Below are 23,589 nucleotides of genomic sequence, written 5' to 3' on the forward strand. Positions count from 1 at the left end.
CGGGCCTGATGACGCCTTGCGGGCGCCGCTGTTCCGTGGTTGCGCGGTGTCCCGTACGGGTCAGTCGCGCGCGGGTTCGACCGTGGCGCTCTGGTCGGCCGCCGGGTTCTCGTACCGCCCGTCGAGCTTGGCTACGAGGCCGGTGACCTGGCGGGCGATGTCCGGGGCCGTAAGCCCGATCTCCGCCATGACCTCCTTGCGGGATGCGTGGTCGAGGAAGCGCGGCGGGATGCCGAAGTCGCGCAGCGGTACGTCCACACCGGCGTCCCGCAGGGCCTGCGCGACGGCCGAACCGACGCCGCCCGCGCGGGAGTTGTCCTCGACGGTGACGACGACGCGGTGCTGCTCGGCGAGCGGGGCGAGCGCCTCGTCGACGGGCTTGACCCAGCGCGGGTCGACGACGGTGGTGCTGATGCCCTGCTTGTCGAGCAGGTCGGCGATCTCCAGGCACATCGGGGCGAGGGCACCCACGGAGACGAGCAGGACGTCCGGCTTGTCGGCGCCGGGCTTGCGCAGCACGTCCATGCCGCCGACCTTGCCGACCGCATTCACCGCGGGGCCGACGGCGCCCTTGGAGAAGCGGACCACGGTCGGGGCGTCCTCGACGTCGACGGCCTCGCGCAGCTGCATGCGGACCTGGTCGGCGTCGCGCGGGGCGGCGATGCGCAGGTCGGGCACGCACTGCAGGATCGACATGTCCCACATGCCGTTGTGCGAGGCGCCGTCGGTGCCGGTGACGCCGGCCCGGTCCAGGACGAAGGTGACGCCGCACTTGTGCAGGGCCACGTCCATCAGGAGCTGGTCGAAGGCGCGGTTCAGGAACGTCGCGTACACGGCGAAGACCGGGTGCAGGCCGCCGGTGGCGAGGCCGGCGGCGGAGACCGCGCCGTGCTGCTCGGCGATGCCGACGTCGTAGACCCGCTCGGGGAAGGCCTTGGAGAACTTGTCCAGGCCGACCGGCTGCAGCATGGCCGCGGTGATCGCGACGATGTCCTCGCGCTCGTGGCCGAGCTTGACCATCTCCTCGCCGAAGACGGACGTCCAGTCGAGGCCGGAGGAGGAGATCGGCAGGCCCGTGTCGGGGTGGATCTTGCCGACGGCGTGGAAGCGGTCCGCCTCGTCGTCCAGGGCGGGCTTGTAGCCGCGGCCCTTCTGGGTGAGGCAGTGCACGATGACGGGGCCGCCGAAGCGCTTGGCGCGCTGCAGCGCGGACTCCAGGGCCTCGATGTCGTGGCCGTCGATCGGGCCGACGTACTTCAGGCCGAGGTCCTCGAACATGCCCTGCGGGGCGATGAAGTCCTTCAGGCCCTTCTTCGCGCCGTGCAGAGTCTCGTAGAGCGGCTTCCCGACGACCGGGGTGCGCTCCAGGATGTCCTTCCCACGGGCCAGGAACCGCTCGTACCCGTCGGTGGTGCGCAGGGTCGCAAGGTGGTTGGCGAGGCCGCCGATCGTGGGGGCGTACGAACGCTCGTTGTCGTTGACGACGATGACGAGCGGGCGGTCCTTCGCGGCGGCGATGTTGTTGAGCGCCTCCCAGGCCATGCCGCCGGTGAGGGCGCCGTCGCCGATGACGGCCACCACGTGGTCGTCCTTCTTCCGCAGCTCGTTGGCCTTGGCGAGGCCGTCGGCCCAGCCGAGGACCGTCGAGGCGTGCGAGTTCTCGATCACGTCGTGCTCGGACTCCGCCTGCGAGGGGTAGCCGGAGAGGCCGCCCTTCATCTTGAGCTTCGAGAAGTCCTGACGGCCGGTGAGCAGCTTGTGCACATAGCTCTGGTGGCCGGTGTCGAAGAGGACCTTGTCCTTCGGGGAGTCGAACACACGGTGCATGGCGATGGTGAGCTCGACCACGCCGAGGTTCGGTCCCAGGTGGCCGCCGGTCTTGGAGACCGCGTCGACGAGGAAGCCGCGGATCTCGGCCGCGAGCTCGTCCAGCTGCTCGTGGCTGAGCCGGTCCAGATCGCGCGGCCCCTTGATACGGGTCAGCAGGCCCACCCGTGCCTCCTAGGTTCTGTGGTTCGGTCGAGCTGTTCGAGTCGAGCTGTTCAGGCTGTGCGGGTCTGTCGAGTCTAATGTTCCGCACTCGGTGGCCGTGGTCGGGTGGGGTGCCCTGTCGGGCCTTATGGGCGGAATCTGACGGTATGCGGACAAGGGTGTGCCCGGCACCTGGGGGATCGGTGCCGGGCACGTAATCCTGCGGAGCTTCGAGGGCTCTGCCCCCGGACCCCAGCTCCTCAAACGCCGGAGGGCTGATTCAGGCCCGGCCCGCCGTCTTCTGCGTACGGCGGGAGACCGAGTCGATCACGACCGCCGCGAGGAGCACCGCGCCGGTGATCATGAACTGGATCTCGCTGGCCATGCCGAGCAGGTTCAGGCCCTGCTGGATCGCCTGCAGCACGAGCATGCCGAGCAGCGCGGACCACACCTTGCCGCGGCCGCCGAAGAGGCTCGTACCGCCGATGACCGCCGCCGCGATGACCAGCATCAGGGTGTTGCCGGAGCCCAGGTTCTTCGTCGCGCCGCCGGAGAGCGAGGCGATGAAGAGGCCGCCGAACGCGGCGAGCATGCCGGAGATCGCGAAGACCGTGATGCGGATCCGGTCCACGTCGATACCGGCCCGGCGCGCGGCCTCCGCGCTGCCGCCGACGGCGAAGACCTGTCGCCCGAACGTGGTGCGCCGCGCCACGAAGTCCGCGATCACCAGGACGGCGAGGAACAGCACCAGGGCGAGCGGCAGGCCGCGGGAGCCGGGCAGCTCGTTCAGGACGTACGCGGCGACGAGCACCATGGCCGCGACGACGGCGGTGCGCAGCACGATCTCGCTGACCGGGCGGGCCGGCAGCCCCGCCGCCCTGCGGCGCCTGGTGTCCAGGAGCAGCGAGCCGGCGTACGCGACGATCGCCACGAGCGCCAGGGCGTACGCGGCGGCCTTGTCCTCGAAGTAGTAGCCGGTGAGGTTCTCGACGATGCCGCCGGTGGGCGTGTTGATGCTGCCCTCCTTGCCCATCAGCCAGATCTGCAGGCCGCTCCAGCCGAGGAAGCCGGCGAGGGTGACGACGAACGCCGGTACGCCGACCTTGGCGAAGAAGAGGCCGTGCAGCGCGCCGATGACCAGGCCGGACAGGACCGCCACGAGGACCGAGGCCCAGTCGCCCCAGCCGTTGCTGACGTTCAGGACCGCCCACACCGCGGCGCCCATGCCCGCGACCGAGCCGACCGACAGGTCGATCTCGCCGAGCAGCAGCACGAAGACGATGCCGACGGCCATGATGCCGAGGCCGGACGTGAAAACCGCGATGTTGGTGAGGCTGCTCGCGGAGAGGAACTTGTCGTTCTGCGCCTGGAAGACGATCGCGATGACGATCAGGCCGATGATGACGGGCAGCGAGCCGAGCTCGCCGCCGCGGATCTTCCGCGAGAACTCCGTCCAGTAGCCCTTGAGCCCCTGCTCACGCACGAGGAGGCGCGGGTCGACGGCCGGTACGGGCGCGGCGCTCGCCTCGGTGGCGAACGGCTCCTTGCTGACGGGGGCGGACCGCTGCTCGGGCTCCGCGGCGGGCTTCTTGGTGAGGTCGCTCACTTCGCGTCCTCCTTCGTGAACTTGCTGTCCGTGCCGCCGACTTCGGTCTGGTCGCCGCCGTTGCTCGTACGTGCCTTGCGGCGGGTCACGGCGTTGTCCGTGGCGCCGGTGATGGCGGCGATGATCTCCTCGTGGGAGGTGTCGGCGACGTCGAAGACGCCGTTGTTGCGGCCGAGGCGGAGCACCGCGACGCGGTCCGCGACGGCCTGCACGTCGGCCATGTTGTGGCTGATGAGGATCACCGCGTGGCCGCGCTCGCGCAGCCGCTCCACCAGGTCGAGGACCTGCGCGGTCTGCTCGACGCCGAGGGCCGCGGTCGGTTCGTCGAGGATGACGACCTTGGGGTCGCCGACGAGGGCGCGGGCGATCGCGACAACCTGCCGCTGGCCGCCGGAGAGCGCGGCGACCGGGATGCGGACGCTGGGGATGCGGATGGAGAGCGTGTCGAGGAGCTCCTTGGCCCGCTTCTCCATGGCGATCTCGTCCAGGACCGGGCCGTGCTTCAGCTCGCTGCCGAGGAAGAGGTTGGCGACGACGTCGAGGTTGTCGCAGAGCGCCAGGTCCTGGTAGACGGTCGCGACGCCGAGGTTCTGGGCGTCCTGCGGCCGGTGGACGCGGACGGGCCGCCCCTGCCAGACGATGGCGCCGTCGTCGATGGGGTGGACCCCCGAAATGGTCTTGACGAGGGTCGACTTGCCGGCGCCGTTGTCGCCGACGAGGGCGACCACCTCACCGGCATGGATCTCCAGGTCGACGTTCGTGAGTGCCTGTACGGCACCGAACCGCTTGGAGACTCCGCGCAACGCCAGCACGGGCGTAGCGGACACGTGAATCATCTCCTTCGCCGCCTGATGGGGCGGGACTTGCGAGATTGCGAGGGGGGTGCGCGAACTGGCGCGCCTAGAAGCCCAGATGGGGCGAAATCAAGCCCGTCCGGCGTTTGAGGACGAGCCCGGAGGGCGATCAGACGGCACCCGAGCCGACGGTACGAGCAACGGGTGCCGTACAAGCCCTACTTGATCCCCGCGGAAGCGCACGCCTTCTTGAACTCCGCCGTGCAGATCTCGCTCGCCTTGTAGACCTTGTCCTTGAGGATCGTGCCGGCGATGTCGGCCTTGGTCACGATCTGGGCGTCGTACAGCTTCGCCGGGGTGCCCTTGAACTCGCCGCTGATCGAGTCGACCTTCGTCGGCGTCAGGTCCTTGATGTCCTTGCCCTGCAGCAGGCGGACGGCGATCTCGGCGGTGGTCTCGGCCTCCGGCTTGATCTGCTTGTAGATGGTGAACGACTGCTTGTCGCTCAAGATCCGCTGCAGACCGGCGAGTTCGGCGTCCTGGCCGCCGACGGGAACCTTCACGCCGCGCTTGTCGAGGGCGGTGATGATGCCGCCGGCCATGCCGTCGTTGGCGGAGTAGACCCCGTCGAAGCCGTCCTTGCCGAGGGAGTCGATCGCGGCGGCCATCTTCTTGTTGGCCTCGTCGGGCGACCAGTCCGGGATGTCCTGCTCGTAGACGACCTTGCCGACCTGCTTGTCCAGAACGCTGTGGGCGCCCTTCTTGAACAGCGGGGCGTTCGGGTCGGTCGGCGAGCCGTTGATCATGACAACGTTCGCCTTCGCGGCGTCCTCGCCGAGCGCCTTGACCAGGCCCTCGCCCTGCAGGCGGCCGATCTTCTCGTTGTCGTACGAGACATAGGCGTCGAGCGGGCCCTCGGCGAGGCGGTCGTACGCGACGACCTTCACGCCCTGGTCCTTGGCCTTCTTCACCCAGGACTTGGTGGCCTTGTAGTCGACGGAGTCCAGGATGATCACCTTGACGCCCTCGGTGAGCAGCGCCTCGAACTGCTTCTTCTGGGTCTCGGTGTCCTGGGCCGCGTTGTTGTACTTGACCTCGCAGCCGGAGCACAGCTCCTTGATCTTGCCCTCGATGATGGGACGGTCGAAGGTCTCGTAACGCGTGGTCTTGTTCTCGGGGAGCAGCAGGCCGATGGTCTTGCTGTCGCCGCCGCCCTCCTCGCCACCGCCGGCCTTGCCGCAAGCGGTCAGCGCAACCGCCATGGAAACCGTCGCGGTGCCTATGACGACGCGGCGCGTCATTGCGTTCATGTGGGGTGCCTCCCTGACGAGGCCGCGTCGTTGCGGCCGAGGTGGCTGGAAGTCAACTCGGCCGCGAGAGCAGCGTCAAGGAGTAAATCCTTAACGAGATGACAACGGTGCCATCCGTTATCTAAGTGAAGGCGGGTGTGGGCGCCGACGCCAGGCCGTCGAGCAGCGTCGAGTCGCCCATCTCGCTCAGCGCGAGCGCGAGCGCCCCGAGCACCTCGGCCCGTCCGCCGAGCGCCCCCGGCAGTACGGAGAGCTTGCGCGCCGCACTCGGGATCGCGTACCGCCCGACCGACTCCCGGATCGGCCCGAGCACCAGCTCGCCCGACTCGGCGAGATCCCCGCCGAGCACCACGCGCGAGGGGTTGAGCAGATTGCACAGGTTGGCGACGCCGCTGCCGATGTGCCGGCCCACGTCCGCGATCACGCGCCGGCAGCCGGGGTCGCCGTCGCGGGCGAGGGCGACGACCTTCTCGATCGTCAACCCCGTGCCGTGGCTGGACTCCAGGAGCGGCAGGACGTACCGCGCGGCCGTGAACGTCTCCAGGCAGCCGCGGTTGCCGCAGCGGCAGACCGGGCCCGACTCGTCGAGCGTGATGTGCCCGATCTCGCCCGCGGTGCCGCCCGGACCGCGGTAGATCTGCCCGTTGATCACGAGCCCGGCGCCGACGCCGCTGGCCACCTTGATGTACGCGAGGTCCTTCACGCCCCGGCCGCTGCCCCAGACCAGCTCGCCGAGCGCGCCGAGGTTGGCGTCGTTGTCGACGTAGACCGGGACGCCGAGGCGGCCGGTGAGCTCCTGGCCCGGGTTGGCGCCCTGCCAGCCCGGCAGGATGGCGGTCGAGCCGAGCGTGCCGGTCTCCACGTCGATCGGGCCCGGGACGCCGAGGCCGACGCCCGCGACCTTGGAACGGTCCACGCCGCTCGCCTCGATCAGCCGGTCGACCAGCTCCTCGGCCCGGTCGAAGCCCTGCGCGGCGGAGGCGTCGACGTCCAGCGGCTCAGCCTCCTCGGCGAGCACCTGGTGGGCCAGGTTTCCGATGGCGACGCGGAGGTGCGTGTGCCCGAAGTCGACGCCCACGACCAGGCCCGCGTCCCCGCTGAGCGAGACGCTGCGGGCCCGGCGGCCGCCCGCGGAGGTCGGCGTGACCTCGACGGTGCCGCTGTCCTTCAGCTCCCGGACGATGTTGGAGACCGTGGCCGCCGACAGGCCCGTCGTCCTGGCGATCTCCGCCTGAGTGAGCGATCCCGCCATCCGCACGGCCCGCACGACCCGTTCGAGATTGGCCCGGTGCAGCGACGACTGCGACCCCGGAGTCTCCACGACGACCTCCCTTGCCGAAGCCGCTTCTCTGAGGCGCCGGCTTAGTAAAACTTGTAAACCCTAAGCTCAGCCTCCGCGGACAATGTCCGTCAAGCCCTTGAAGGAAGTACGTTCAGTCGGCACCTTCCCCGGCGGGGGCGGCGGAGGGCGCTCGACCGGAGGTTCCCGCCAACGGTTCTCGTCAACTCCCGGCCCCTGCCCGGCGGTTGACGTGACGGCCGCGCCCTCGGTGTCCACGTGCGGCAGCAGCCGCCGAGGAAGCGCGGCGTCCACCAGGCGGCCCGGCCGGGCAGGGTCATGGCGGCCGCCTTCGGGGCGCCGGTGCGCAGCCACGCCTCGTGGACGCGGGAGAGCAGGAAGATCACGTAGTCCATGGAGAGCCCGAAGACGACGGGATGATCAGCGGCAGTCGGCAATCGGCAGTCGGCTGGAGACGATGTCGAGGAAGTCCGCCTGGGCCATCTTCGTCTGGTCGATGACGAGGCCCAGCTTGCCGATGAAGCCGATGCCGGACACCCAGCCCGGAGAGCGCGATGGTCACCGTGCAGTCGTAGACCAGGACGGCCCGGCCGCTGGTGGCCGCCGCGAGACCGGCCCCGGTGACGGGGTCGCGCCCGTCCATCAGGTTCTGCCGGTGCCGGGCGATGAGGAACAGCGCGTAGTCGATGCTGGGCAGGGCGAAGTCGTCCGAGTAGGCGCCGCCGTACGTCCGGTCGAGGACCTGCGGGGTGCGGCACGTCCGCGGCGCGGGACGGGTGACGGCACGCGGGGCGGCGGACGGGGGTACGCGCGGGGGTGCGCGCGGGGCAGCGGACGGGGGTGCGCGCGGGACTTTCGGGGGACACGGTGGGTCGAGCGGGGATATGCGGAACGTCGCGCAATTCCCGTACGGATTCTGCCCAGTTGAGGCTTTTCTGCAGGCGCGTAGAGTTTGAGTAGACGCGGCCCGGATCCAGCGGTCGCGCGCAGCACCGCGCCGGTCCGTCCGAGGAGAGGAGCGTGCGCGATGAGGATGATGCTGAGAGCACGACTGGACACGCAGGCCTCGAACGAGGCGATCAAGAACGGCACCCTGCCGAAGCTCATTCAGCAGGTGACGGAGACCCTGAAGCCCGAGGCGGCGTACTTCGGCCCCAGTGACGGCGGGCGCGCCTGCACCTTCGTCTTCGACATGCAGGACAGCTCGCAGATGCCCACCATCGCCGAGCCGTTCTTCTCCGAGCTCGGCGCGGAGATCGAACTGCACCCGATCATGAACGCCGAGGACCTGCAGAAGGGGCTCTCCGCCCTGCAGAGGTGAGCTCACCGGCACCCCCGAGCGGCCGTCTCCGGATGCCCCCGCTGTTCCCTATGACGCGCGGCATCGTCCAAGGCGTGAACGAAGGGCATGCGGGGCGGCCGCTTCAGTTCAGCTCGTCCAGAAACCCGCGGATCAGCTGCCCCAGCACCTTCGGCCGCTCCAGGTGCAGGTCATGGCCCGTGCCGGGCACGCTCACCGCGCGCGTGGCGGGCCGGGCCCGCAGCATCGCGTCCACGGCCCGCGCCGGGAGGAGGCCGGTCCGGGCGAGGACCGCGAGCGTGGGGCAGCCGACCCCGCGCCACTCCTCCCCGTACGCACGAGCGCTCTCCGCAAGGGACCCGACCAGTACGACCCGCTCGAAGCGGGGCCACAACCCACCGCCCCGCACTTCAAGTCCCGCCGCCCAGGCCTCCCCCACGGGCCCGCCGCCGAAGAAGTCGACGGCGGCCGCCCGCGAGGCGAACGGCACGGGCCAGGAGTCCAGCCAGGCCCCGATCTCCGCGGGGGCCTGGGGGTTTCCGCCCGGCCCCGACTCGACGAGCACGAGGGCCCGTACGAGCTCGGGGTGGGCGGCGGCCGTCAGCATCGCGGTGTGGCCGCCGAGGGAGTGGCCGATCAGGACCGGGCGGTCGAGGCCCAACTGCTCGGCGACGGCGACGACATCGGCGACGTGGGCCGCCCGTGACACGTCCGCCGGGTGACGGTCGGAGGTGCCGTGGCCCCGTTGGTCGTATGCGATCAGGCGGAGGTGCGGGCTCAACTCCCTTGCCAGGGCGTCCCATTCGCCCGTGTGGCCCGCGAGTCCGTGCAGCAGTACGGCGTCGTGTCCCGTGCCGCCCCAGTCCCGGCAGCGGAGTCGGACGCCGTGCCGGGCGACCACGGGCCGGGCGGCGGCCGCCCCGTCAGGCACTCCTTCAGACACTGCTTCGGGCACTACTTGAGCGCCCCCGCCGTGAGCCCCGCCACCACCTGGCGCTGGAAGACGATGTACGCGGCGAGCACCGGCAGCATCGCCATGACCAGGCCCGCGAAGAGTCCCGACCAGTCGCCCTTGTAGCCCTGGCTGACGGCGAGTTGGACGAGGCCCTGGGTGAGGACCTTGTTCTGCGGCTCGCTGTTGAGCACCGTCGGCAGCATGTACTGGTTCCACTGCCCCAGGAAGTTGAAGATCGTGATGCTGATCAGGCCGGGCTTGGCCATCGGCAGCATGATCTGGAAGAACGTCCGCGTGTGCGAGGCCCCGTCGACGAACGCCGCCTCCGCCACCGAGGTCGGCAGCGTACGGAAGAACGACGTCATGAAGAACACGGTGAACGGGAGCGAGTACGCGATGTACGTGAGGATCAGACCCGGCAGGGTGTTCAGGAGCGCCATGTTCTGCATGACGTAGAACAGCGGCACGAGCGCCAGAATGATCGGGAAGCTCATTCCGCCGACGAAGAGGAAGTAGATGAAGCGGTTCCCGACGAATTCGAAACGGGCCAGGACGTACGCCGCCATCGAGCCGAGCAGCATCGTGCCGACGAGTGAACAGCCCACCACGATCAGGGTGTTGAGGAAGTAGTCGCTCATGTGCGCCTCGGTCCAGGCGCGCGCCCAGTTCTCGAAATGCAGCGTGTCCGGCAGGGACCACGGCGACGAGAAGATGGACTTGTCGTCCTTGAAGGACGTCATGACCGCCCAGAGCAGCGGCAGCACCACCATGAACGCCCAGAGGATCAGCATTCCGTGCGAGAAGACGTTCAGCGTCTTCCCCTCGGAGGAATGCGCGGAACGCTCGGGCGGGGCCTGCACTTTGGCGACGACAGAACGCTGCTCGGCTGCGTCGGCGGGAGGCGTGTCGGTCGTCTTCATCAGTACTCCAGCCGCTCGCGCCGGCCCATGCGCATCACGATCGCCACGAAAAGCAGCGTCACGACGAGCAGCGCGACACCGATCGTCGTCGCATAGGCGGCCTGACCGTCCCGGAACGCCTTCTGGTAGACGTACAGCGGAAGGACGGTCGTCGAATAGTCGGGACCGCCGCCGTTCGGGCCGACGGTCATGATCTGCACCACCGCGAAGGATTCCGCGCCGAGCGCCAGAATTCCCATATAGGCCCAGCCGGACTGCACGGTGTCCCAGAGCAGCGGCAGGGTGATCTTGAAGAACGTGGTGATGCGGTTGGCGCCGTCCAGAAGCGCCGCCTCGTAATAGTCCTTGGGTATGGAGGCCATGCCCGCGGAGAAGAGGACGACGAAGAATCCGACCGTGCACCAGACGAGCACCGCGAACACGCACCACAGCGCGAGGTCCGGATCGCCCAGCCAGTCCGGCTGGAATCCGCCGAGCCCGACGGCCTGCAGACCGGAGTTGAGCGCACCGCTGTTGGGGTTGTACGCGAACTGGAAGAGCAGCGCGACGATGGCGATGGAGAGCACCTGCGGGAAGAAGTACACGACCTTGTAGAAGGCCGAGCCCCGCACTCCCGAGACAGCCGCGTTCTTACGCCGACGCCCGCCCACGTTCAGCATGAACGCGAAGAAAAGCGCGAGCGAGAGAGTGCCGAGAGGCAGCAACAGGACGAAAAGCAGGCTGTGTTGGAGGGACTTCCAGAAGACGGAGTCCGAGAACATCTTCGTGAAGTTGTCGAAGCCCACCAGCTGGAACTCCGGGCTCAGTCCGCTCCAGTCCGTGAACGAATAGAAGATGGACTGGACGAACGGCCAGATCACGAAGAGCGCGTACAGCGCGAGCGGGGCCGCCAAGAACCCCGCGATGAAACGGTACTTACCGTGTTGCATTCCTACCGACCCCGATCTTCCCCGCGGGTGCAGCCACCGTCACCGGGCGTTCGGCCGGCGGCGTGCGCATAGAGCCGGGGCCCCGGATCGTCCGGGGCCCCGGCGTCGCTCACTGGTGCTTGTAGTGCTTGATCGAGTCGTCCTTGGCCGCCTCGTCGGCGTAGCCCTGGATCTTCTTGATGGCCTCGGCCGGCGTGAGGCGGCCCGCCATCATCTCGCCGAGACCGCCGACGCCGATCTTCTCCTTCTGGAGCGCGACGTACCAGTCCTGAAGGCGGGGGTTGACGATGTTCTCGCCGGCCTTCTCCAGGGCGGCGACGGCCGACTTGAGGCCCGGGGTCAGCTCGATGCCGTCGGTGCCGCCGTCGAACGCGGTCAGGGACTTCACGGACTTGGTGAAGTTCTTCGAGGAGTCCTCGCTGAGCATGATGCGCAGCTGCTCCATCGCCCCGTCCGGGTTCTTGGCCTTCGAGGGCACGATGAACGGCTCGCCGCCCGAGGCCCACATAGTGCCGAACGGCAGCTTGTCCGAGGAGTCGAGCCCGGACGGCGCGGACACGGCCAGGTCGAAGTCGTCCGGCATGGTCTTCGCCGCCTCGTTCTCCACCCATGAACCGTTGGGCAGGAACAGGGCCTTGCCCTCGGTCCACGCGGTCTGCGACTGGATGTGGTCGAGGCCCGGCGTGCCCTTGAGGATGTAGCCCTTCTTGTAGAGCTCGTAGTACGCCTCGAAGCAGGCCTTGACCGCCGGGTGCTTCCAGGCGTTGGGCTCCAGGTTGTCGATCGCGTCGAGCACCTCGCGGCCGCCGACCTTGGCGATCATCGGGTACAGCGAGAACGGGATGTAGTACGGGTGCTTGCCCGCGTACGTCCAGGGCGCGATGCCCTTCTTCTTCGCCTTCGCGCAGACCTTGAGCATGTCGTCCCAGGTCTCCGGGTACTCGGCGTCGAGCGAGTCGAGGGCCTTCTGCGAGTACCAGACGCCGTAGACCGTGTACGCGTAGTACATGATCCAGACCTTCTCGCCGTCGAACTGGCCCATCTCCAGGACGCCGGGGCGCAGGGTGTCGCGGACCTTCTTGTCCGGGTCGTCGACGGACGGGGCGTCCATCAGCGGCGTCAGGTCGGCGAGTTGGTCCTTGCCGACGAGGACGCCCATGTCCATCTGCTCGGCGCCGGAGTTGTCGATGAGGTCCGGCGGGTTGCCGCCGTTGAATCTCGGCTGGAGCGAGGACTGGATCTTCTGCGTGGGCGTGAACTTGACCTTGGCCTTGGGGAACTTGCCCTCGTAGACCTTGATCGCGTCCTTGGCGTACTGGGTGCCGAAGCCGCCGTCGAAGAGGACGAAGTCGAGGGGCGCGCCGCCGTTGACGGCAAGGGGGTTGTCCTTGGACTTCTTGCCCTTGTCGACCTTGTCGTCGGCGCCCCCGCCGCCGCTCGCGCAGGCCGAGAGAAAACTCATCGCCGGCACGGATATCAGGCCGAGCGCGGCCGACCGCTTGATGAGGTCACGGCGTCCGACACCGTCATTGCCATTGCGTGCTGAAGTGGATCCCATGCTCAAGTCCTCGCCTTCTCCAGGACTCAGGCGGTGAACCGGACCCTCCCCGGCACCGCGGTGTGGTGAAGCTGGGGTCGTGCGATCGTGCGATCTCTCTTCGGGCTGTTCTGCCGGCTGTGCTCGGGCTGTCGTCGGGCTTTTCTTCTTGCTGGCTTCGGCTGTCTCGGGCTCTCGTCGGAACAGCTGAAAACAAGGGGCAGTTGAAGCCTTTACACCTCGACTCCCGGCCATTCCCCGCCCCCGCGCCCGCCGCCGTGAAACGGCTGCGCAGACGCCGACAGGTATAGTCCACTCCCCTTCGGGTGAGCAAGATCGAATACAGCTTTGGTCGGCAGTCTTTCCCGAGTTGAGACCTCACGGAAGCCCTGCCGCAGCCTCCCCCGCGAACCCGCCTGCGGCCAGTGGACTTTCGTACGTGATCACCTGGACTTTTCGCGGGGTCCGGCCCTGTCGTCACAAGGCCGTCACAGGCATCCCGGGCCCCCGGGCGGGCCGTCGGCAGCCGTGGATGATGGCGGGGCCCAGCCCGGTCGGCGGCCCCGCTCAGCACTCGGGCCAGGAGAGAGGATCTCTGTCATGCGCTTCCCCGCCCGCAGCACCCTGTCCCTGGCAACACTGGCCTGCGGCGGCCTTGCCGTATGGGCGGCGACGGCGCAGTACAAGGCGAAGCAGTGCCTGGACGGGGAGTTGCACTCCGCGCTGCGCGGCGCCTCGATCACCGAGCAGGGCTGCGAGATGACCACCGCTTCGGGTTCGACGATCCTCGTGCCGATCTCCGGGCCACCGTTCGAAGCCGCACTGGCCGGCGCCGCCGGATTCGTCGTCCTGGGCGTCGCGGCCTGGGTCGTGTTTCTGCGCCACGCGCGCCGGGTCCGGAACCAGCAGCAGCACCAGTAGCAGCACGAGCAGGAGCACCAGCAGCAGTACCGCGTACGAAAGTTGGCCGTTTTACAGCTGGTCCGGCGGCCGGTCCGCTCCCCTAATGGTCCCCACACGTCGCGAATGCGCCGTACGACGGGGGAGCCGATGGACAACAGCAGAGCGGCCGCGAGCACGCCACCGATGCCGCCCATGCCGCCGCGGCCGCCGGACGGCACGGTCGACGTCACTATCACGGTCGACCAGCACATGCTGTGGATCGGCGACGCCGCCTACCCGGTGCACAACATCACGCGCGTGCACACCTTCGAGTTGAAGCCCGACCGCAAGGCGGCCTGCATGAGCTTCCTGGGGTGGGTCGCGGTCGGCGCCTTCGGCTGCCTGTTCGCGCTGGGCTCGGGCAGTGCGCCGACGGGGGTGCTCGTGGTGGGCGCCATCGTGCTGTTCGGGCTCGTCGCCGACCTGGTCCGGAAACTGAACACGCCCTCCGAGCACGTCCTGGCCATCGAGACCGCCAGCGCCTCGACCGCCCTGGTGACCCTGCCCCAGCGAGAACGGATCAGAGGGCTCAGGAACGCGCTGGTCGAGGCCATCAAGAACCCGGTCACCGAGATGACCTTCCACGCGCAGAGCGTCAACATCAACCCGAAGAAGTACCAGTACGGCGACCACGTCAATATGTACGGCGGTCAGAACAACAAGGGCATCGCCACCTGAGCCGGTGCGCCGCCGCGCCGGCCACGACGTCACCCTCGTCACTCGCCCGGAACGCGAACGCTCGCCCGGAACGCGAACAGCCGCCGCTGCTACGGGAGTTGGCGGGCCCCGGCGCCTGGCAGGCCGGGGCCCGGTCGCGGCGCGCCGGGTGCGGGTCTACCTGGGGCGCCTGGCGCGCCGGACCGCGCGGGTCACCACGGGTGGCAGGACGTCACAGGCGATCCGCTTGAGTGCCGAGCTGCGGGGCTTCGGGAGTGACGGCCCACCGTGCTTCACGGCCGTGCTGCTGAGACGCAGCATCACCGCACCGTCGATGAGGTCCTCGGCGACGACACAGTCGCGCGTCTCCCCGGCCCACTCGCGCAGCCGCTTCTGGAGCGGGCTCGGGTCGTCCCACGTGGCGTACATCTTGTTGGGCGTGACGCAGACCGGGCGCATGCCCTTGGTGAACACGCTCTCCCAGACGGCCGCGCCGACGCCCGGGGTGCGGTCGTTGCGGTAGTCGTCGAGGGAGACGACGCCGTCCCGGCGCAGGATGGTCCGCGTGGTGTCGATGTCCACGCACACGTCCTCGTACTGGTGCGAGGCGTCGACATGGACGAACCGGCAGCTGTCCTCGGCGATCCGGTCGGCCAGCACATCGGTGCGGGCCTGCACGATCTCGGGGAGCTGCTCGTGGAACGCGAGGTAGTTGTTCTCGAAGGCGCGCAGCGAGAGGGTCTTCTCGTAGAAGTCGAGCGTTGCCTTACGGCTGTAGCTGCCCTGCGTCTCGTCGCCGAACAGGTCGCAGACGGTGAACGTCTCGCCGTCCCCCCGGTGCCGGCCCATGACGATCGTGGCCTTGCCGAGATAGCAGCCCATTTCGAGCAGATCGCCCGGACGGTCGGCCGTCTCCTCCAGGAAGAAACCGAACAAAGCCTGATCGAGCGGTTTGAACCAGCCGGGCACTTCATCCAGGTGGTTCGGCTTCGTGAGTTCGGTTCGGCTGGTGCTCAACAGGTGCCTCCTGTACGTGGGTTTCTTCGGAGCGCTACGTCCACCCCCACTGGTTCTCGGCCTGTGCAGCTCCTGCCTTCACCTCACTCGGGAGCTGTACGCCGAACTGGCCTCGATCGGGCGATCGCCGTCAACTACGGGCGTCAAGGCAGGGCTTCTGAGTGGCCGCGCCCTGGGTGGGCGGACTCCGACACAGAAATGGCTGCTTTGCGACTGGCGCGGCACCCACCCCCTCCCCCTAATGGTCCTCACATGTCGCGAAACATGTCGCGAACTGCCGTACGGGGGTGCGATGGAGAGCAGTGGCGCTGGGGGCCCGGACGGCCCGGAGGAGAACGCACCGCCCGTGCCGCCGCGGCCGTCGTCCCCGCCTCGGGGGTTCACGCACGGCAACGTCGAACTCATAGTCAGCAAGCACGTGCTGCAGATCGGGACGGCCGCCTATCCGCTGCACAACATCACGAAGGTGCACACCTTCGAGCTCAGGCCCGACCGGGCGGCGGCCGTCCTCAACTTCCTCAAGTGGCTTGCCATTTGCGGTGTCGCGTTCTCCGTGCTCGGCCTCATCTTCGACGAGACGTCCTCCTCGCCGTCGTGGGACTCCAGCTACGACAGCGAGAGCTCCGACAACCCGGCGGACGCCCTGGCGGTCTTCGGCTTCCTCGTGCTCTTCGGGCTCGTCATCAACCTGATCCGGCAGCTCTCCGCGCCCACCGAGCACGTGCTGGCGGTCGAGACGGCCAGCTCCTCGGTCGCCCTCGTCACGCTGCCGGAGCCCGAACGGCTCCCGGTCCTGCGGGAGTTGATCCTCGACGCGCTGGAGAACCCGGCGACCGGCCTGGTCGTGCGCGCGAACCGCGTGGACGTGAATCCGAGGAACTACCACTTCGGCGACACCGTGAACATGTACGGCGGCATCGGCAACCAGGGGGTACGCAAATGAGCAGCGGCGGAGATTCCTACTACTTCGGCGACAGCGTGAACATGTACGGAGGTCGGGAGAACACCGGCATCGACAAACGGCAGACGGCGCTCGACACCGAGCGGCTGACCGAGGAACTGCTTCCGATGATCCGGGAGTTGAGAGACCTCCTGGCCGCAGAGGCCCCTGCGAGCGCTCAGGTCATCGACGACAACCTGCCCGTCATCGCCTCCGGTGCCGACGCATCGCCGGAGCGGCGGCGCGGCGCCCTGTACGCGGTCGCCGCCATCGCCGCAACGGTCAGCACCGTCGGCCCGCCGATCGTCGAAGCGGCCAACAAGCTGATCGCACTGCTCGGAGGCTAGGGCCTGTCGTTTGGATCTTGCCGGGGGCGCGGGGTCTGGCACGCACATCTGCGGCGTTGTCGTCGGTTGCCAACGCTCCGCGTTGACGCCCTCCTCCGCCTTGCAGCTGCACGCACCAGACCCCGCTCAACTCGACCGAACGGCACCGCCGCCGGATCCGGCCTGATCCAAACGACAGGCCCTAGCCCGCCCTCTCGAAGGTCAGCCTCGCCCTCGAATCGGCTCCCCCAAACGCCAGTTGACCTGGTACAAGGGGGCGCATGGACCACAAGACCACCCTCACCCTCACCCCCCTCGACCAGCTGCTCGCGGAACGCGCCTGCGAGCGGCTGATCGTGGACTTCGTGCACCGGCTCGACCTCGGGGAACCCAGCTCGGTGGCCGAGCTGTTCACGCCCGACGGCGTCTGGCACTGGCCGCACGGCGAGCGCCGCATCGAAGGCCGCGAGGCGCTGCGCGCCTACTTCGCCTCGCGCCCCGCGGACCGGCTCTCGCGCCGCCTGATGACCAACATCCTGGTCACCGTGGAGTCCGCCACGACGGCCCGCGCCGTCTCGTACCTGACGACGTTCCGCGTGGACGGCTACAGCGGCGGCATGGTCGAGCCCCGACTCCCCACCAACGTCGGCCACTACGAGGACACCTTCCGCAACGTCGACGGCGTCTGGCTGCTCGCCACCCGTACCGTCTTCCTCCCCTTCGGCGCCGCCACCGGCACCGAGCGCCTCCCTGCCGGCGACGCGGCACCCACCTCGTAAGCCGACAGCCGACAGCCGCCGACCGCCCGACCGCCCAGCCAGCCACCCCAGCCGTCCGCACAGCCCCCGCAGACACCCCCCAACACCCTTGACACCACAGCCCACTTGACGCCCTACTGGACCCTGCGCAGCGACTTGACAACGTTGTCCGCCCCGCCGTCCCCGTCCGGCCCGGCCTGGAGGCCCCCGCATGCAGAGACCCGAACGAATGCCGTCGCGCCGCGGAGCGCGCCGCAGAAGCCCGTGGCGCAGACCCTTCGCCGCCCTTCCCGTCGCCGCTCTCCTCCTCGCCGCCGCCGGCCAGGGCGCAGCGGCCGCCGCACCCCAACCAGAAGGGGAGAAGGGAGAGTTCAGCTCCTCCTTCGAGGCGGGCCAGCCCGCCCCCGACTGGACCAGCACCGTGGAGACCACCCCGGACGGCGAGAAGAAGGCCGCCGGCGTCAACGGCGAGTTCAGCAGCGGCATCCCGGGCAATGTCACGGACCGGGTGAGCGAGGTCCGGGCGAGCGGCGAGAACGAGGGCTCGGGCGAGGTGAAGGAGAACCTCATCGACGGGGAGTCCAGCACCAAGTGGCTGACGTTCGCCGCCAAGGGCTGGGTGGAGTACGACCTGTCGGAGCCGGTCAAGGTCCGCAAGTACGCCCTGACCTCGGCCAACGACCACGCCGACCGCGACCCGAAGGACTGGACGCTGCAGGGCTCCGCCGACGGCCAGGAGTGGAAGACCCTCGACACCCGCTCCGGCGAGACCTTCGCCAAGCGCTTCGAGACGAAGACGTACGATTTCGCCAACGACACGGCGTACGCGCACTACCGCCTCGACATCACCGCCAACAACGGCGCGGCGGACGCCACCCAGCTCTCCGACTTCCAGATCTCCGACGGCAGTTCGGGCGGGCCCGCACCCGAGGACATGCTGTCGGTCGTGCACCGCGGGCCGAGCGGCTCGCCGACCGCGAAGGCCGGCGCCGGGTTCACGGGCAAGCGGGCGCTGCGCTACGCGGGCACGCACCAGGCGGACGGCCACGCGTACTCGTACAACAAGGTCTTCGACGTGGACGTGGCGATCGGCCGCGACACCGAGCTGTCCTACCGCCTGTTCCCGGCGATGCCCGAGCCCGCGCCCGATCTGGGCTACGCGGCGACACACGTCTCGGTCGACCTGGCGTTCACGGACGGCACGTATCTGAGCGAGCTCAAGGCCACCGACAGGCACGGCGGGCTACTCACTCCGCAGGGGCAGGCCGCGGCGAAGCGGCTGTACGTGAACCAGTGGAACCATGTCGCGTCCGGCATCGGCAGCGTCGCCGCGGGCAAGACCGTCGACCGGATTCTCGTGGCGTACGACTCCCCGAAGGGCCCGTCGAAGTTCCAGGGCTGGGTCGACGACGTGACCCTGAAGAGCGCCCCACCGGCGAAGCCGAAGGAGCACCCCTCCGACTACGCGTCCACGATCCGCGGCACCAACTCCAGCGGCGGCTTCTCGCGCGGCAACACCATCCCGGCGACGGCCGTCCCGCACGGCTTCAACTTCTGGACGCCGGTGACCAACGCGGGCTCCCTGAGCTGGCTGTACGACTACGCGCGCGGCAACAACGACGACAACCTGCCGACGCTGCAGGCGTTCAGCGCGAGCCATGAGCCGAGCCCGTGGATGGGCGAGCGGCAGACGTTCCAGGTGCTGCCGTCGGCCGCCGAGGGCACCCCGGACCTGGACCGGAAGAAGCGGGCGCTCGCGTTCCGGCACGAGAACGAGACGGCCCGGCCGCATCACTACCGCGTCGAGTTCGAGAACGGCATCGAGGCCGAGATGACGCCGACGGACCACGCGGCGATGATGCGCTTCACGTACCCGGGCGACGACGCGAGCGTCCTCTTCGACAACGTCTCCGACAAGGCGGGCCTGAGCCTCGACCAGGAGAAGGGGATCGTCACCGGCTACTCGGACGTCAAGTCCGGCCTGTCCACCGGCGCCACCCGGCTCTTCGTGTACGGGACCTTCGACAAGCCCGTCACCGAGGGCGCCGCGGAGGGCGTCAAGGGCCACCTCCGCTTCGACGCGGGCAAGGACCGCACGGTCACCCTGCGCCTCGCCACGTCCCTGATCTCCGTCGACCAGGCGAAGGCCAACCTGGACCGGGAGATCCCGTCCGGCACGCCCTTCGCGAGCGTGCGGTCCGAGGCGCAGAAGCAGTGGGACGCGCTGCTCGGCAAGGTGGAGGTCGAGGGCGCGACGGAGGACCAGCTGACGACGCTGTACTCCGGCCTCTACCGCCTGTACCTGTACCCCAACTCGGGCTTCGAGCAGGTCCGTACGGACCAGGGCCTGAAGTCGCGGTACGCGTCCCCCTTCTCGCCGCAGACCGGCCCGGACACACCGACGCACACCGGGGCGAAGATCGTCGACGGCGAGGTGTACGTCAACAACGGCTTCTGGGACACGTATCGCACGACCTGGCCCGCCTACTCGTTCCTCACCCCGAAGAAGGCGGGCGAGCTGGTCGACGGGTTCGTGCAGCAGTACAAGGACGGCGGCTGGATCTCCCGCTGGTCCTCGCCGGGTTACGCGGACCTGATGACCGGCACCTCCTCGGACGTGGCGTTCGCCGACGCGTATGTGAAGGGCGTGGACTTCGACGAGAAGTCCGCGTACGACGCCGCGCTGAAGAACGCGACGGTGGTGCCGCCGAGTTCGGGCGTGGGCCGCAAGGGCATGGACACCTCACCGTTCCTCGGCTACGCGTCGACGGAGACGCACGAGGGCCTGTCCTGGTCCCTGGAGGGCTACCTCAACGACTACGGCATTGCGAGGATGGGCCGGGCGCTCTACAAGAAGACGGGTGAGAAGCGGTACGAGGAGGAGTCGGAGTACTTCCTCAACCGGGCCCGCAACTATGTGGAGCTGTTCGACGCCAAGGCCGGTGCGGCGCAAGGGAGTTCGGGCTTCTTCCAGGGCCGCGACCTGAAGGGCGACTGGCGCGTCGAGTCCGCGAAGTACGACCCGCGCGTGTGGGGCTACGACTACACGGAGACCAATGGCTGGGGCTACGCCTTCACCGCCCCGCAGGACTCCCGGGGACTGGCGAACCTGTACGGCGGCCGGGCGGGCCTCGGCAAGAAGCTGGACGCGTACTTCGACACCCCGGAGACGGCGTCCCCGGAGTTCGCCGGCTCGTACGGCGGCGTCATCCACGAGATGACGGAGGCCCGCGACGTGCGGATGGGCATGTACGGGCACAGCAACCAGGTCGCGCACCACGCCACTTACATGTACAACGCGGCGTCGCAGCCCTGGAAGACGCAGGAGAAGGTCCGCGAGGTCCTCTCCCGGCTCTACACCGGCAGCGAGATCGGCCAGGGCTACCACGGCGACGAGGACAACGGCGAGCAGAGCGCCTGGTACCTGTTCTCCGCGCTCGGCTTCTACCCGCTGGTGATGGGCAGCGGCGAGTACGCGATCGGCTCCCCGCTGTTCACCAAGGCGACCGTGCATCTGGACGACGGCCGCGAGCTGGTCGTGAAGGCCCCGAAGAACAGCGCGAAGAACGTCTACGTGCAGGGTCTGAAGGTCAACGGCGAGAACTGGACGTCGACGGCCCTGCCGCACGAGGAGATCGCGCGCGGCGGCACCCTGGAGTTCGACATGGGCCCGAAGCCGTCGAAGTGGGGCACGGGCGAAGACGCGGCGCCGGTCTCCATCACGCAGGACGACAAGGTCCCGTCGCCGCGCACGGACGCGACGAAGGGCGGCGGCGGGCCGCTCTTCGACGACTCCTCGACGACGTCGGCGGAGGTGGCCTCGGTGAACCTGCCGCTCGCCGGCTCCGACGGGACGCGCGCCGTGCAGTACACGCTCACGTCGGCGGACCGCGCGAAGGCCCCGGACGGCTGGGTGTTGGAGGGCTCGGCGGACGGCGACGAGTGGAAGGTCCTGGACCGCCGGGACGAGCAGTCCTTCCAGTGGGACCACCAGACCCGGGCGTTCACGGTCGCCGACCCGGGCACATACCGCCACTACCGGCTCGTGCCGAAGGGCGCGTCGACCTTGGCGGAGGTGGAGTTGCTGTCCTAGAGGGGCTCGCCCAGCGCCGCCAACCCCGAGCAGTCAGTCATGGGGCGGCGCGGGACGGCCGCGCGCGACGAGCAGCGCGGCCGAGACGACCACGAACCCCACAACTGCCGTCGCACTCCCGGGTGTTGAGGTGTCCGGCGTCCCCATCCGATGTCCCCCTCGTTCGCCGTCGCGCGCGAGCGCCGCGCACGCGCCGACGAGGGTACGCGGCGGGGACGTACCACCACCATCGGGCCGTTCATGGGGAGCTGCGACACTTGGGGAGGAGTAGTCGATCTCGTAGCGGGGCGCGCGTCGAGGTGCGGGGCCGTGCGGTCGGGCCCGGCGCTGTCCGTCGGCGGCGGCAGGAGGGCAGTACGCATGAAGAGCAGAACCGCGTCCGGAACGGGGGACGCAGCGCCGACCCTCATAGCCCCGCCGCGGCCGGCGCCTCCCCCGCCGCCGCGGCTGCCCCCGATCACCCGTGCCGGGCGCGCACTTCGCCGCGGCTGCACGACGGTTCTGCAGGCAGGCGACTGGCTGCTCGGGCTGCGCGGCCGGCCCCTCACGGGCGCCGTACTCCTCGCCGCCTGCGGGCAGATGGCGCTGATGGCGCTGCTCACCCGGGAGGTTCCCGAGGTCGCCGCCTCCTACCCGGACCTGCGGATCCCCGGCCTGTGGCTGCTGCTCACCACGTTTGTGCTGCTCCTCGGCCATCTGCTGTTGGGCGTCACGACGGTGGTGCTCGCGCGCGCCCTCGGCGGCCGTGGCGGACTGCACCGTACACCCGCCGTGCTCGCCGTGCTCGCCCCGCTGTCGTCGCTGCCGCTGCTGCTCGGCGGGTTCGTGGCGCCGCCCGAGAGCACGGTGGTCCAGGTGCTGCAGTTCGGCGGGCTCGCGGTGCTCGCCGGCCAGCTGACGCGGCACATCAAGCACACCCAGGACATGCTGTGGGGCCGCGCGTTCCTCTCCGTGACGCTTGCGCTGCTCGGCGAGTGGCAGTTGGCGCACGCCGCGGTGGTGCAGGCGGGCGTGCACGCCGGGATGCTCTGACCCACCCAACCGCGTGCCCTCAACCCCCTTGCACTGCGGGCGAGTTCGGGCGTCCGATCCCCAGCCGCCGCGCGGCCCGGCTCATCGCCTGGGACAGCCGGGACGGGAGCGCGTCGGGCGCCGGCAGGGTCACCGGCCGGACGCGGCCGTTGTGCAGGGCGGAGATCCGCCAGCCCGCCTCCGTACGGACCACGACGAGGGTCTGCCGTGAAAGGCGCCGCGCGGGCAGCTCGGAGCGCCACGGCATCAGCACCGACGCGGTGCCGTGCACGAGCGCCACATCCGCGGTGACCTGCCGGATCGACTCCAGGTCCCCGACGAGCGCGGACCCGGCGAGCACACCCCGGAACAGCCGCTCGTGGTTGTCCTGCAGCGCGACCCGGCCGACGGCGCGGGTGCCGTCGTACGAGACGTAGTCGGCGTCCTCGGTGAAGCAGGCGCCGAAGGTGACGGCGTCGTTGTCGGTCCAGGCCTGCATGAACCGCTGGAACAACTGCGTGATCTGCTCGTCGCTGGTAGGCATGGCGTCCTCCCGGAGCTATCATTTCGACTGTCGAAATTTACGCTAGCAGAAAGCTTCGAATGTCGAAAGAAAGAGCCTCGGGAGCTTCAGGGGCCTCGGGAGCCTCAGGCCGCACGCCCGGAGCGTCGAAGGCCGACGCCGTGCGCGAGGTCGCGGCGGGCCTGAGGCTGCTCCAGCGCAGCACCGACGCCTTCGACGAGGCGGCGGCGGCCCGCCTCGGCCTGAACCGCACCGACCTGCGCTGCCTGGACCTGATCCTGGCCGAGGAGTCCCTGTCGGCCGGCGCCCTCACCGCCGCGGCCAAGCTGAGCCCCGCCGCGACGACCACCGCCATCGACCGCCTCGAACGCGCGGGGTACGTCACCCGCACCCGCGACGCCGCCAACCGCCGCCGTGTCCTGGTGACCGCCACCGAGCAGGCCCGCACCGCGGAACGCGAGGTGTACGGCCCGCTCGCCGAGGCCGGCGCGCAGGCCCTCCGCCGCTACACCAAGGACCAACTCGCCCTGATCACCGGCTTCTTGGCGACGGCCTGCCGCGTACAGGAGGAGCAGTCCGCCCGCATCAGCGAGCTGCCGGAGGCCTGACCCGACAGCACGTCAGCGCATCGGCGGACGCACGCGCGAGGGCCGCACCCCGTACGGAACGGGATGCGGCCCTCTGTGAACTACCGGCTGCG

Annotated in this window: 21 protein-coding genes and 1 pseudogene; 10 read left to right on the forward strand and 12 right to left on the reverse strand. The window is 69.3% G+C overall.

Going from position 1 to position 23,589, the window contains the following annotated elements:
* Window positions 1–60: 60 nt before the first annotated feature.
* The 5 genes from dxs to QIS96_RS00635 form a co-directional block, all read right to left on the reverse strand.
* Complete coding sequence (dxs, locus tag QIS96_RS00615; RefSeq protein ID WP_282540299.1) at window positions 61–1,992, reverse strand: 1-deoxy-D-xylulose-5-phosphate synthase; 1,932 nt, start codon at window positions 1,990–1,992, stop codon at window positions 61–63.
* 259 nt (window positions 1,993–2,251) lie between these two features.
* Window positions 2,252–3,577 (reverse strand): sugar ABC transporter permease, encoded by a 1,326-nt coding sequence (locus tag QIS96_RS00620; RefSeq protein ID WP_282540300.1) that lies wholly within the window; start codon window positions 3,575–3,577, stop codon window positions 2,252–2,254.
* Window positions 3,574–4,413 carry an ATP-binding cassette domain-containing protein gene (locus QIS96_RS00625; RefSeq protein ID WP_282540301.1) on the reverse strand — a complete coding sequence of 280 codons (840 nt, stop codon included), beginning with the start codon at window positions 4,411–4,413 and terminating at the stop codon, window positions 3,574–3,576. Before QIS96_RS00625 ends, QIS96_RS00620 begins: the two co-directional genes overlap by 4 nt.
* Window positions 4,414–4,589: 176 nt before the next feature.
* Complete coding sequence (locus QIS96_RS00630; protein WP_282540302.1) at window positions 4,590–5,681, reverse strand: substrate-binding domain-containing protein; 1,092 nt, start codon at window positions 5,679–5,681, stop codon at window positions 4,590–4,592.
* Window positions 5,682–5,802: 121 nt separating this feature from the next.
* Window positions 5,803–7,002, reverse strand: coding sequence for an ROK family transcriptional regulator (locus QIS96_RS00635; RefSeq protein ID WP_282540303.1), 1,200 nt, complete (start codon window positions 7,000–7,002; stop codon window positions 5,803–5,805).
* Between the two features lie 237 nt (window positions 7,003–7,239).
* Here QIS96_RS00635 and QIS96_RS00640 point away from each other — a divergent pair, with 237 nt between their 5' ends.
* Window positions 7,240–7,371 carry a hypothetical protein gene (locus QIS96_RS00640; protein WP_282540304.1) on the forward strand — a complete coding sequence of 44 codons (132 nt, stop codon included), beginning with the start codon at window positions 7,240–7,242 and terminating at the stop codon, window positions 7,369–7,371.
* A 111-nt stretch (window positions 7,372–7,482) separates the two neighbouring features.
* Here the strand turns inward: QIS96_RS00640 and QIS96_RS00645 are convergent.
* Window positions 7,483–7,669: pseudogene (locus QIS96_RS00645) on the reverse strand (MMPL family transporter); the annotation flags it as partial.
* Window positions 7,670–8,008: 339 nt separating this feature from the next.
* Here QIS96_RS00645 and QIS96_RS00650 point away from each other — a divergent pair.
* Complete coding sequence (locus tag QIS96_RS00650) at window positions 8,009–8,302, forward strand: DUF3303 family protein (protein ID WP_282540305.1); 294 nt, start codon at window positions 8,009–8,011, stop codon at window positions 8,300–8,302.
* 103 nt (window positions 8,303–8,405) lie between these two features.
* Here the strand turns inward: QIS96_RS00650 and QIS96_RS00655 are convergent, their stop codons facing one another.
* The 4 genes from QIS96_RS00655 to ngcE all read right to left on the reverse strand — a co-directional run bounded on the left by QIS96_RS00655 (window position 8,406) and on the right by ngcE (window position 12,643).
* Window positions 8,406–9,224: an alpha/beta fold hydrolase gene (locus QIS96_RS00655; RefSeq protein ID WP_282540306.1), complete on the reverse strand. Its 819-nt coding sequence runs from the start codon at window positions 9,222–9,224 to the stop codon at window positions 8,406–8,408.
* Window positions 9,225–9,235: 11 nt separating this feature from the next.
* The gene (locus tag QIS96_RS00660) at window positions 9,236–10,156 is read right to left on the reverse strand and encodes a carbohydrate ABC transporter permease (protein ID WP_282540307.1); all 921 of its coding nucleotides are present in this window, start codon (window positions 10,154–10,156) and stop codon (window positions 9,236–9,238) included.
* Window positions 10,156–11,085 carry a carbohydrate ABC transporter permease gene (locus tag QIS96_RS00665; RefSeq protein ID WP_282540308.1) on the reverse strand — a complete coding sequence of 310 codons (930 nt, stop codon included), beginning with the start codon at window positions 11,083–11,085 and terminating at the stop codon, window positions 10,156–10,158. The genes QIS96_RS00660 and QIS96_RS00665 overlap by 1 nt, the downstream gene beginning before the upstream one ends.
* Before the next feature lie 109 nt (window positions 11,086–11,194).
* On the reverse strand, window positions 11,195–12,643 hold the full coding sequence (gene ngcE / locus QIS96_RS00670) for an N-acetylglucosamine/diacetylchitobiose ABC transporter substrate-binding protein (RefSeq protein WP_282540309.1): 1,449 nt from the start codon (window positions 12,641–12,643) through the stop codon (window positions 11,195–11,197).
* Window positions 12,644–13,222: 579 nt separating this feature from the next.
* On the opposite strand from ngcE, the gene QIS96_RS00675 reads away from it, so the two are divergent.
* Together QIS96_RS00675 and QIS96_RS00680 are read left to right on the forward strand one after the other, a co-directional pair.
* Window positions 13,223–13,543, forward strand: a complete 321-nt coding sequence (locus QIS96_RS00675; protein WP_282540310.1) for a hypothetical protein — start codon at window positions 13,223–13,225, stop codon at window positions 13,541–13,543.
* A 129-nt stretch (window positions 13,544–13,672) separates the two neighbouring features.
* Window positions 13,673–14,242 (forward strand): DUF6232 family protein, encoded by a 570-nt coding sequence (locus tag QIS96_RS00680; RefSeq protein WP_282540311.1) that lies wholly within the window; start codon window positions 13,673–13,675, stop codon window positions 14,240–14,242.
* Between the two features lie 156 nt (window positions 14,243–14,398).
* Here the strand turns inward: QIS96_RS00680 and QIS96_RS00685 are convergent, their stop codons facing one another.
* On the reverse strand, window positions 14,399–15,238 hold the full coding sequence (locus QIS96_RS00685; protein WP_282540312.1) for a class I SAM-dependent methyltransferase: 840 nt from the start codon (window positions 15,236–15,238) through the stop codon (window positions 14,399–14,401).
* Between the two features lie 292 nt (window positions 15,239–15,530).
* Between QIS96_RS00685 and QIS96_RS00690 the strand changes: the two genes are divergently transcribed.
* From QIS96_RS00690 to QIS96_RS00710, 5 genes are all read left to right on the forward strand, one after another.
* A complete protein-coding gene (locus tag QIS96_RS00690; protein ID WP_282540313.1) occupies window positions 15,531–16,181 on the forward strand; it encodes a DUF6232 family protein in 651 nt (216 codons plus the stop codon).
* On the forward strand, window positions 16,178–16,525 hold the full coding sequence (locus QIS96_RS00695; protein WP_282540314.1) for a hypothetical protein: 348 nt from the start codon (window positions 16,178–16,180) through the stop codon (window positions 16,523–16,525). The genes QIS96_RS00690 and QIS96_RS00695 overlap by 4 nt, the downstream gene beginning before the upstream one ends.
* A 260-nt stretch (window positions 16,526–16,785) precedes the next feature.
* Window positions 16,786–17,283, forward strand: a complete 498-nt coding sequence (locus QIS96_RS00700) for a nuclear transport factor 2 family protein (RefSeq protein WP_282540315.1) — start codon at window positions 16,786–16,788, stop codon at window positions 17,281–17,283.
* A 190-nt stretch (window positions 17,284–17,473) separates the two neighbouring features.
* Window positions 17,474–21,355: a GH92 family glycosyl hydrolase gene (locus QIS96_RS00705; RefSeq protein ID WP_282540316.1), complete on the forward strand. Its 3,882-nt coding sequence runs from the start codon at window positions 17,474–17,476 to the stop codon at window positions 21,353–21,355.
* Window positions 21,356–21,715: 360 nt separating this feature from the next.
* The gene (locus tag QIS96_RS00710) at window positions 21,716–22,387 is read left to right on the forward strand and encodes a hypothetical protein (protein ID WP_282540317.1); all 672 of its coding nucleotides are present in this window, start codon (window positions 21,716–21,718) and stop codon (window positions 22,385–22,387) included.
* Between the two features lie 19 nt (window positions 22,388–22,406).
* On the opposite strand, the gene QIS96_RS00715 is transcribed toward QIS96_RS00710, so the two are convergent.
* Complete coding sequence (locus tag QIS96_RS00715) at window positions 22,407–22,910, reverse strand: SgcJ/EcaC family oxidoreductase (RefSeq protein WP_282540318.1); 504 nt, start codon at window positions 22,908–22,910, stop codon at window positions 22,407–22,409.
* A gap of 140 nt (window positions 22,911–23,050) precedes the next feature.
* On the opposite strand from QIS96_RS00715, the gene QIS96_RS00720 reads away from it, so the two are divergent.
* Window positions 23,051–23,497, forward strand: a complete 447-nt coding sequence (locus QIS96_RS00720; protein WP_282540319.1) for a MarR family winged helix-turn-helix transcriptional regulator — start codon at window positions 23,051–23,053, stop codon at window positions 23,495–23,497.
* Window positions 23,498–23,589: the final 92 nt, after the last annotated feature.

The sequence above is a fragment of the Streptomyces cavernicola genome, assembly GCF_029968035.1.
Taxonomy (GTDB): domain Bacteria; phylum Actinomycetota; class Actinomycetes; order Streptomycetales; family Streptomycetaceae; genus Streptomyces; species Streptomyces cavernicola.

Excerpts from the sequence above, each read along its gene's own strand:
- QIS96_RS00625 (WP_282540301.1), bottom strand. The coding sequence starts at position 4,413 with ATGATTCACGTGTCCGCTACGCCCGTGCTGGCGTTGCGCGGAGTCTCC.
- QIS96_RS00630 (WP_282540302.1), bottom strand. The coding sequence starts at position 5,681 with ATGAACGCAATGACGCGCCGCGTCGTCATAGGCACCGCGACGGTTTCC.
- QIS96_RS00650 (WP_282540305.1), top strand. The coding sequence starts at position 8,009 with ATGAGGATGATGCTGAGAGCACGACTGGACACGCAGGCCTCGAACGAG.
- QIS96_RS00660 (WP_282540307.1), bottom strand. The coding sequence starts at position 10,156 with ATGAAGACGACCGACACGCCTCCCGCCGACGCAGCCGAGCAGCGTTCT.
- QIS96_RS00665 (WP_282540308.1), bottom strand. The coding sequence starts at position 11,085 with ATGCAACACGGTAAGTACCGTTTCATCGCGGGGTTCTTGGCGGCCCCG.
- ngcE (WP_282540309.1), bottom strand. The coding sequence starts at position 12,643 with ATGGGATCCACTTCAGCACGCAATGGCAATGACGGTGTCGGACGCCGT.
- QIS96_RS00675 (WP_282540310.1), top strand. The coding sequence starts at position 13,223 with ATGCGCTTCCCCGCCCGCAGCACCCTGTCCCTGGCAACACTGGCCTGC.
- QIS96_RS00680 (WP_282540311.1), top strand. The coding sequence starts at position 13,673 with ATGGACAACAGCAGAGCGGCCGCGAGCACGCCACCGATGCCGCCCATG.
- QIS96_RS00690 (WP_282540313.1), top strand. The coding sequence starts at position 15,531 with ATGGAGAGCAGTGGCGCTGGGGGCCCGGACGGCCCGGAGGAGAACGCA.
- QIS96_RS00695 (WP_282540314.1), top strand. The coding sequence starts at position 16,178 with ATGAGCAGCGGCGGAGATTCCTACTACTTCGGCGACAGCGTGAACATG.
- QIS96_RS00700 (WP_282540315.1), top strand. The coding sequence starts at position 16,786 with ATGGACCACAAGACCACCCTCACCCTCACCCCCCTCGACCAGCTGCTC.
- QIS96_RS00705 (WP_282540316.1), top strand. The coding sequence starts at position 17,474 with ATGCAGAGACCCGAACGAATGCCGTCGCGCCGCGGAGCGCGCCGCAGA.
- QIS96_RS00710 (WP_282540317.1), top strand. The coding sequence starts at position 21,716 with ATGAAGAGCAGAACCGCGTCCGGAACGGGGGACGCAGCGCCGACCCTC.
- QIS96_RS00715 (WP_282540318.1), bottom strand. The coding sequence starts at position 22,910 with ATGCCTACCAGCGACGAGCAGATCACGCAGTTGTTCCAGCGGTTCATG.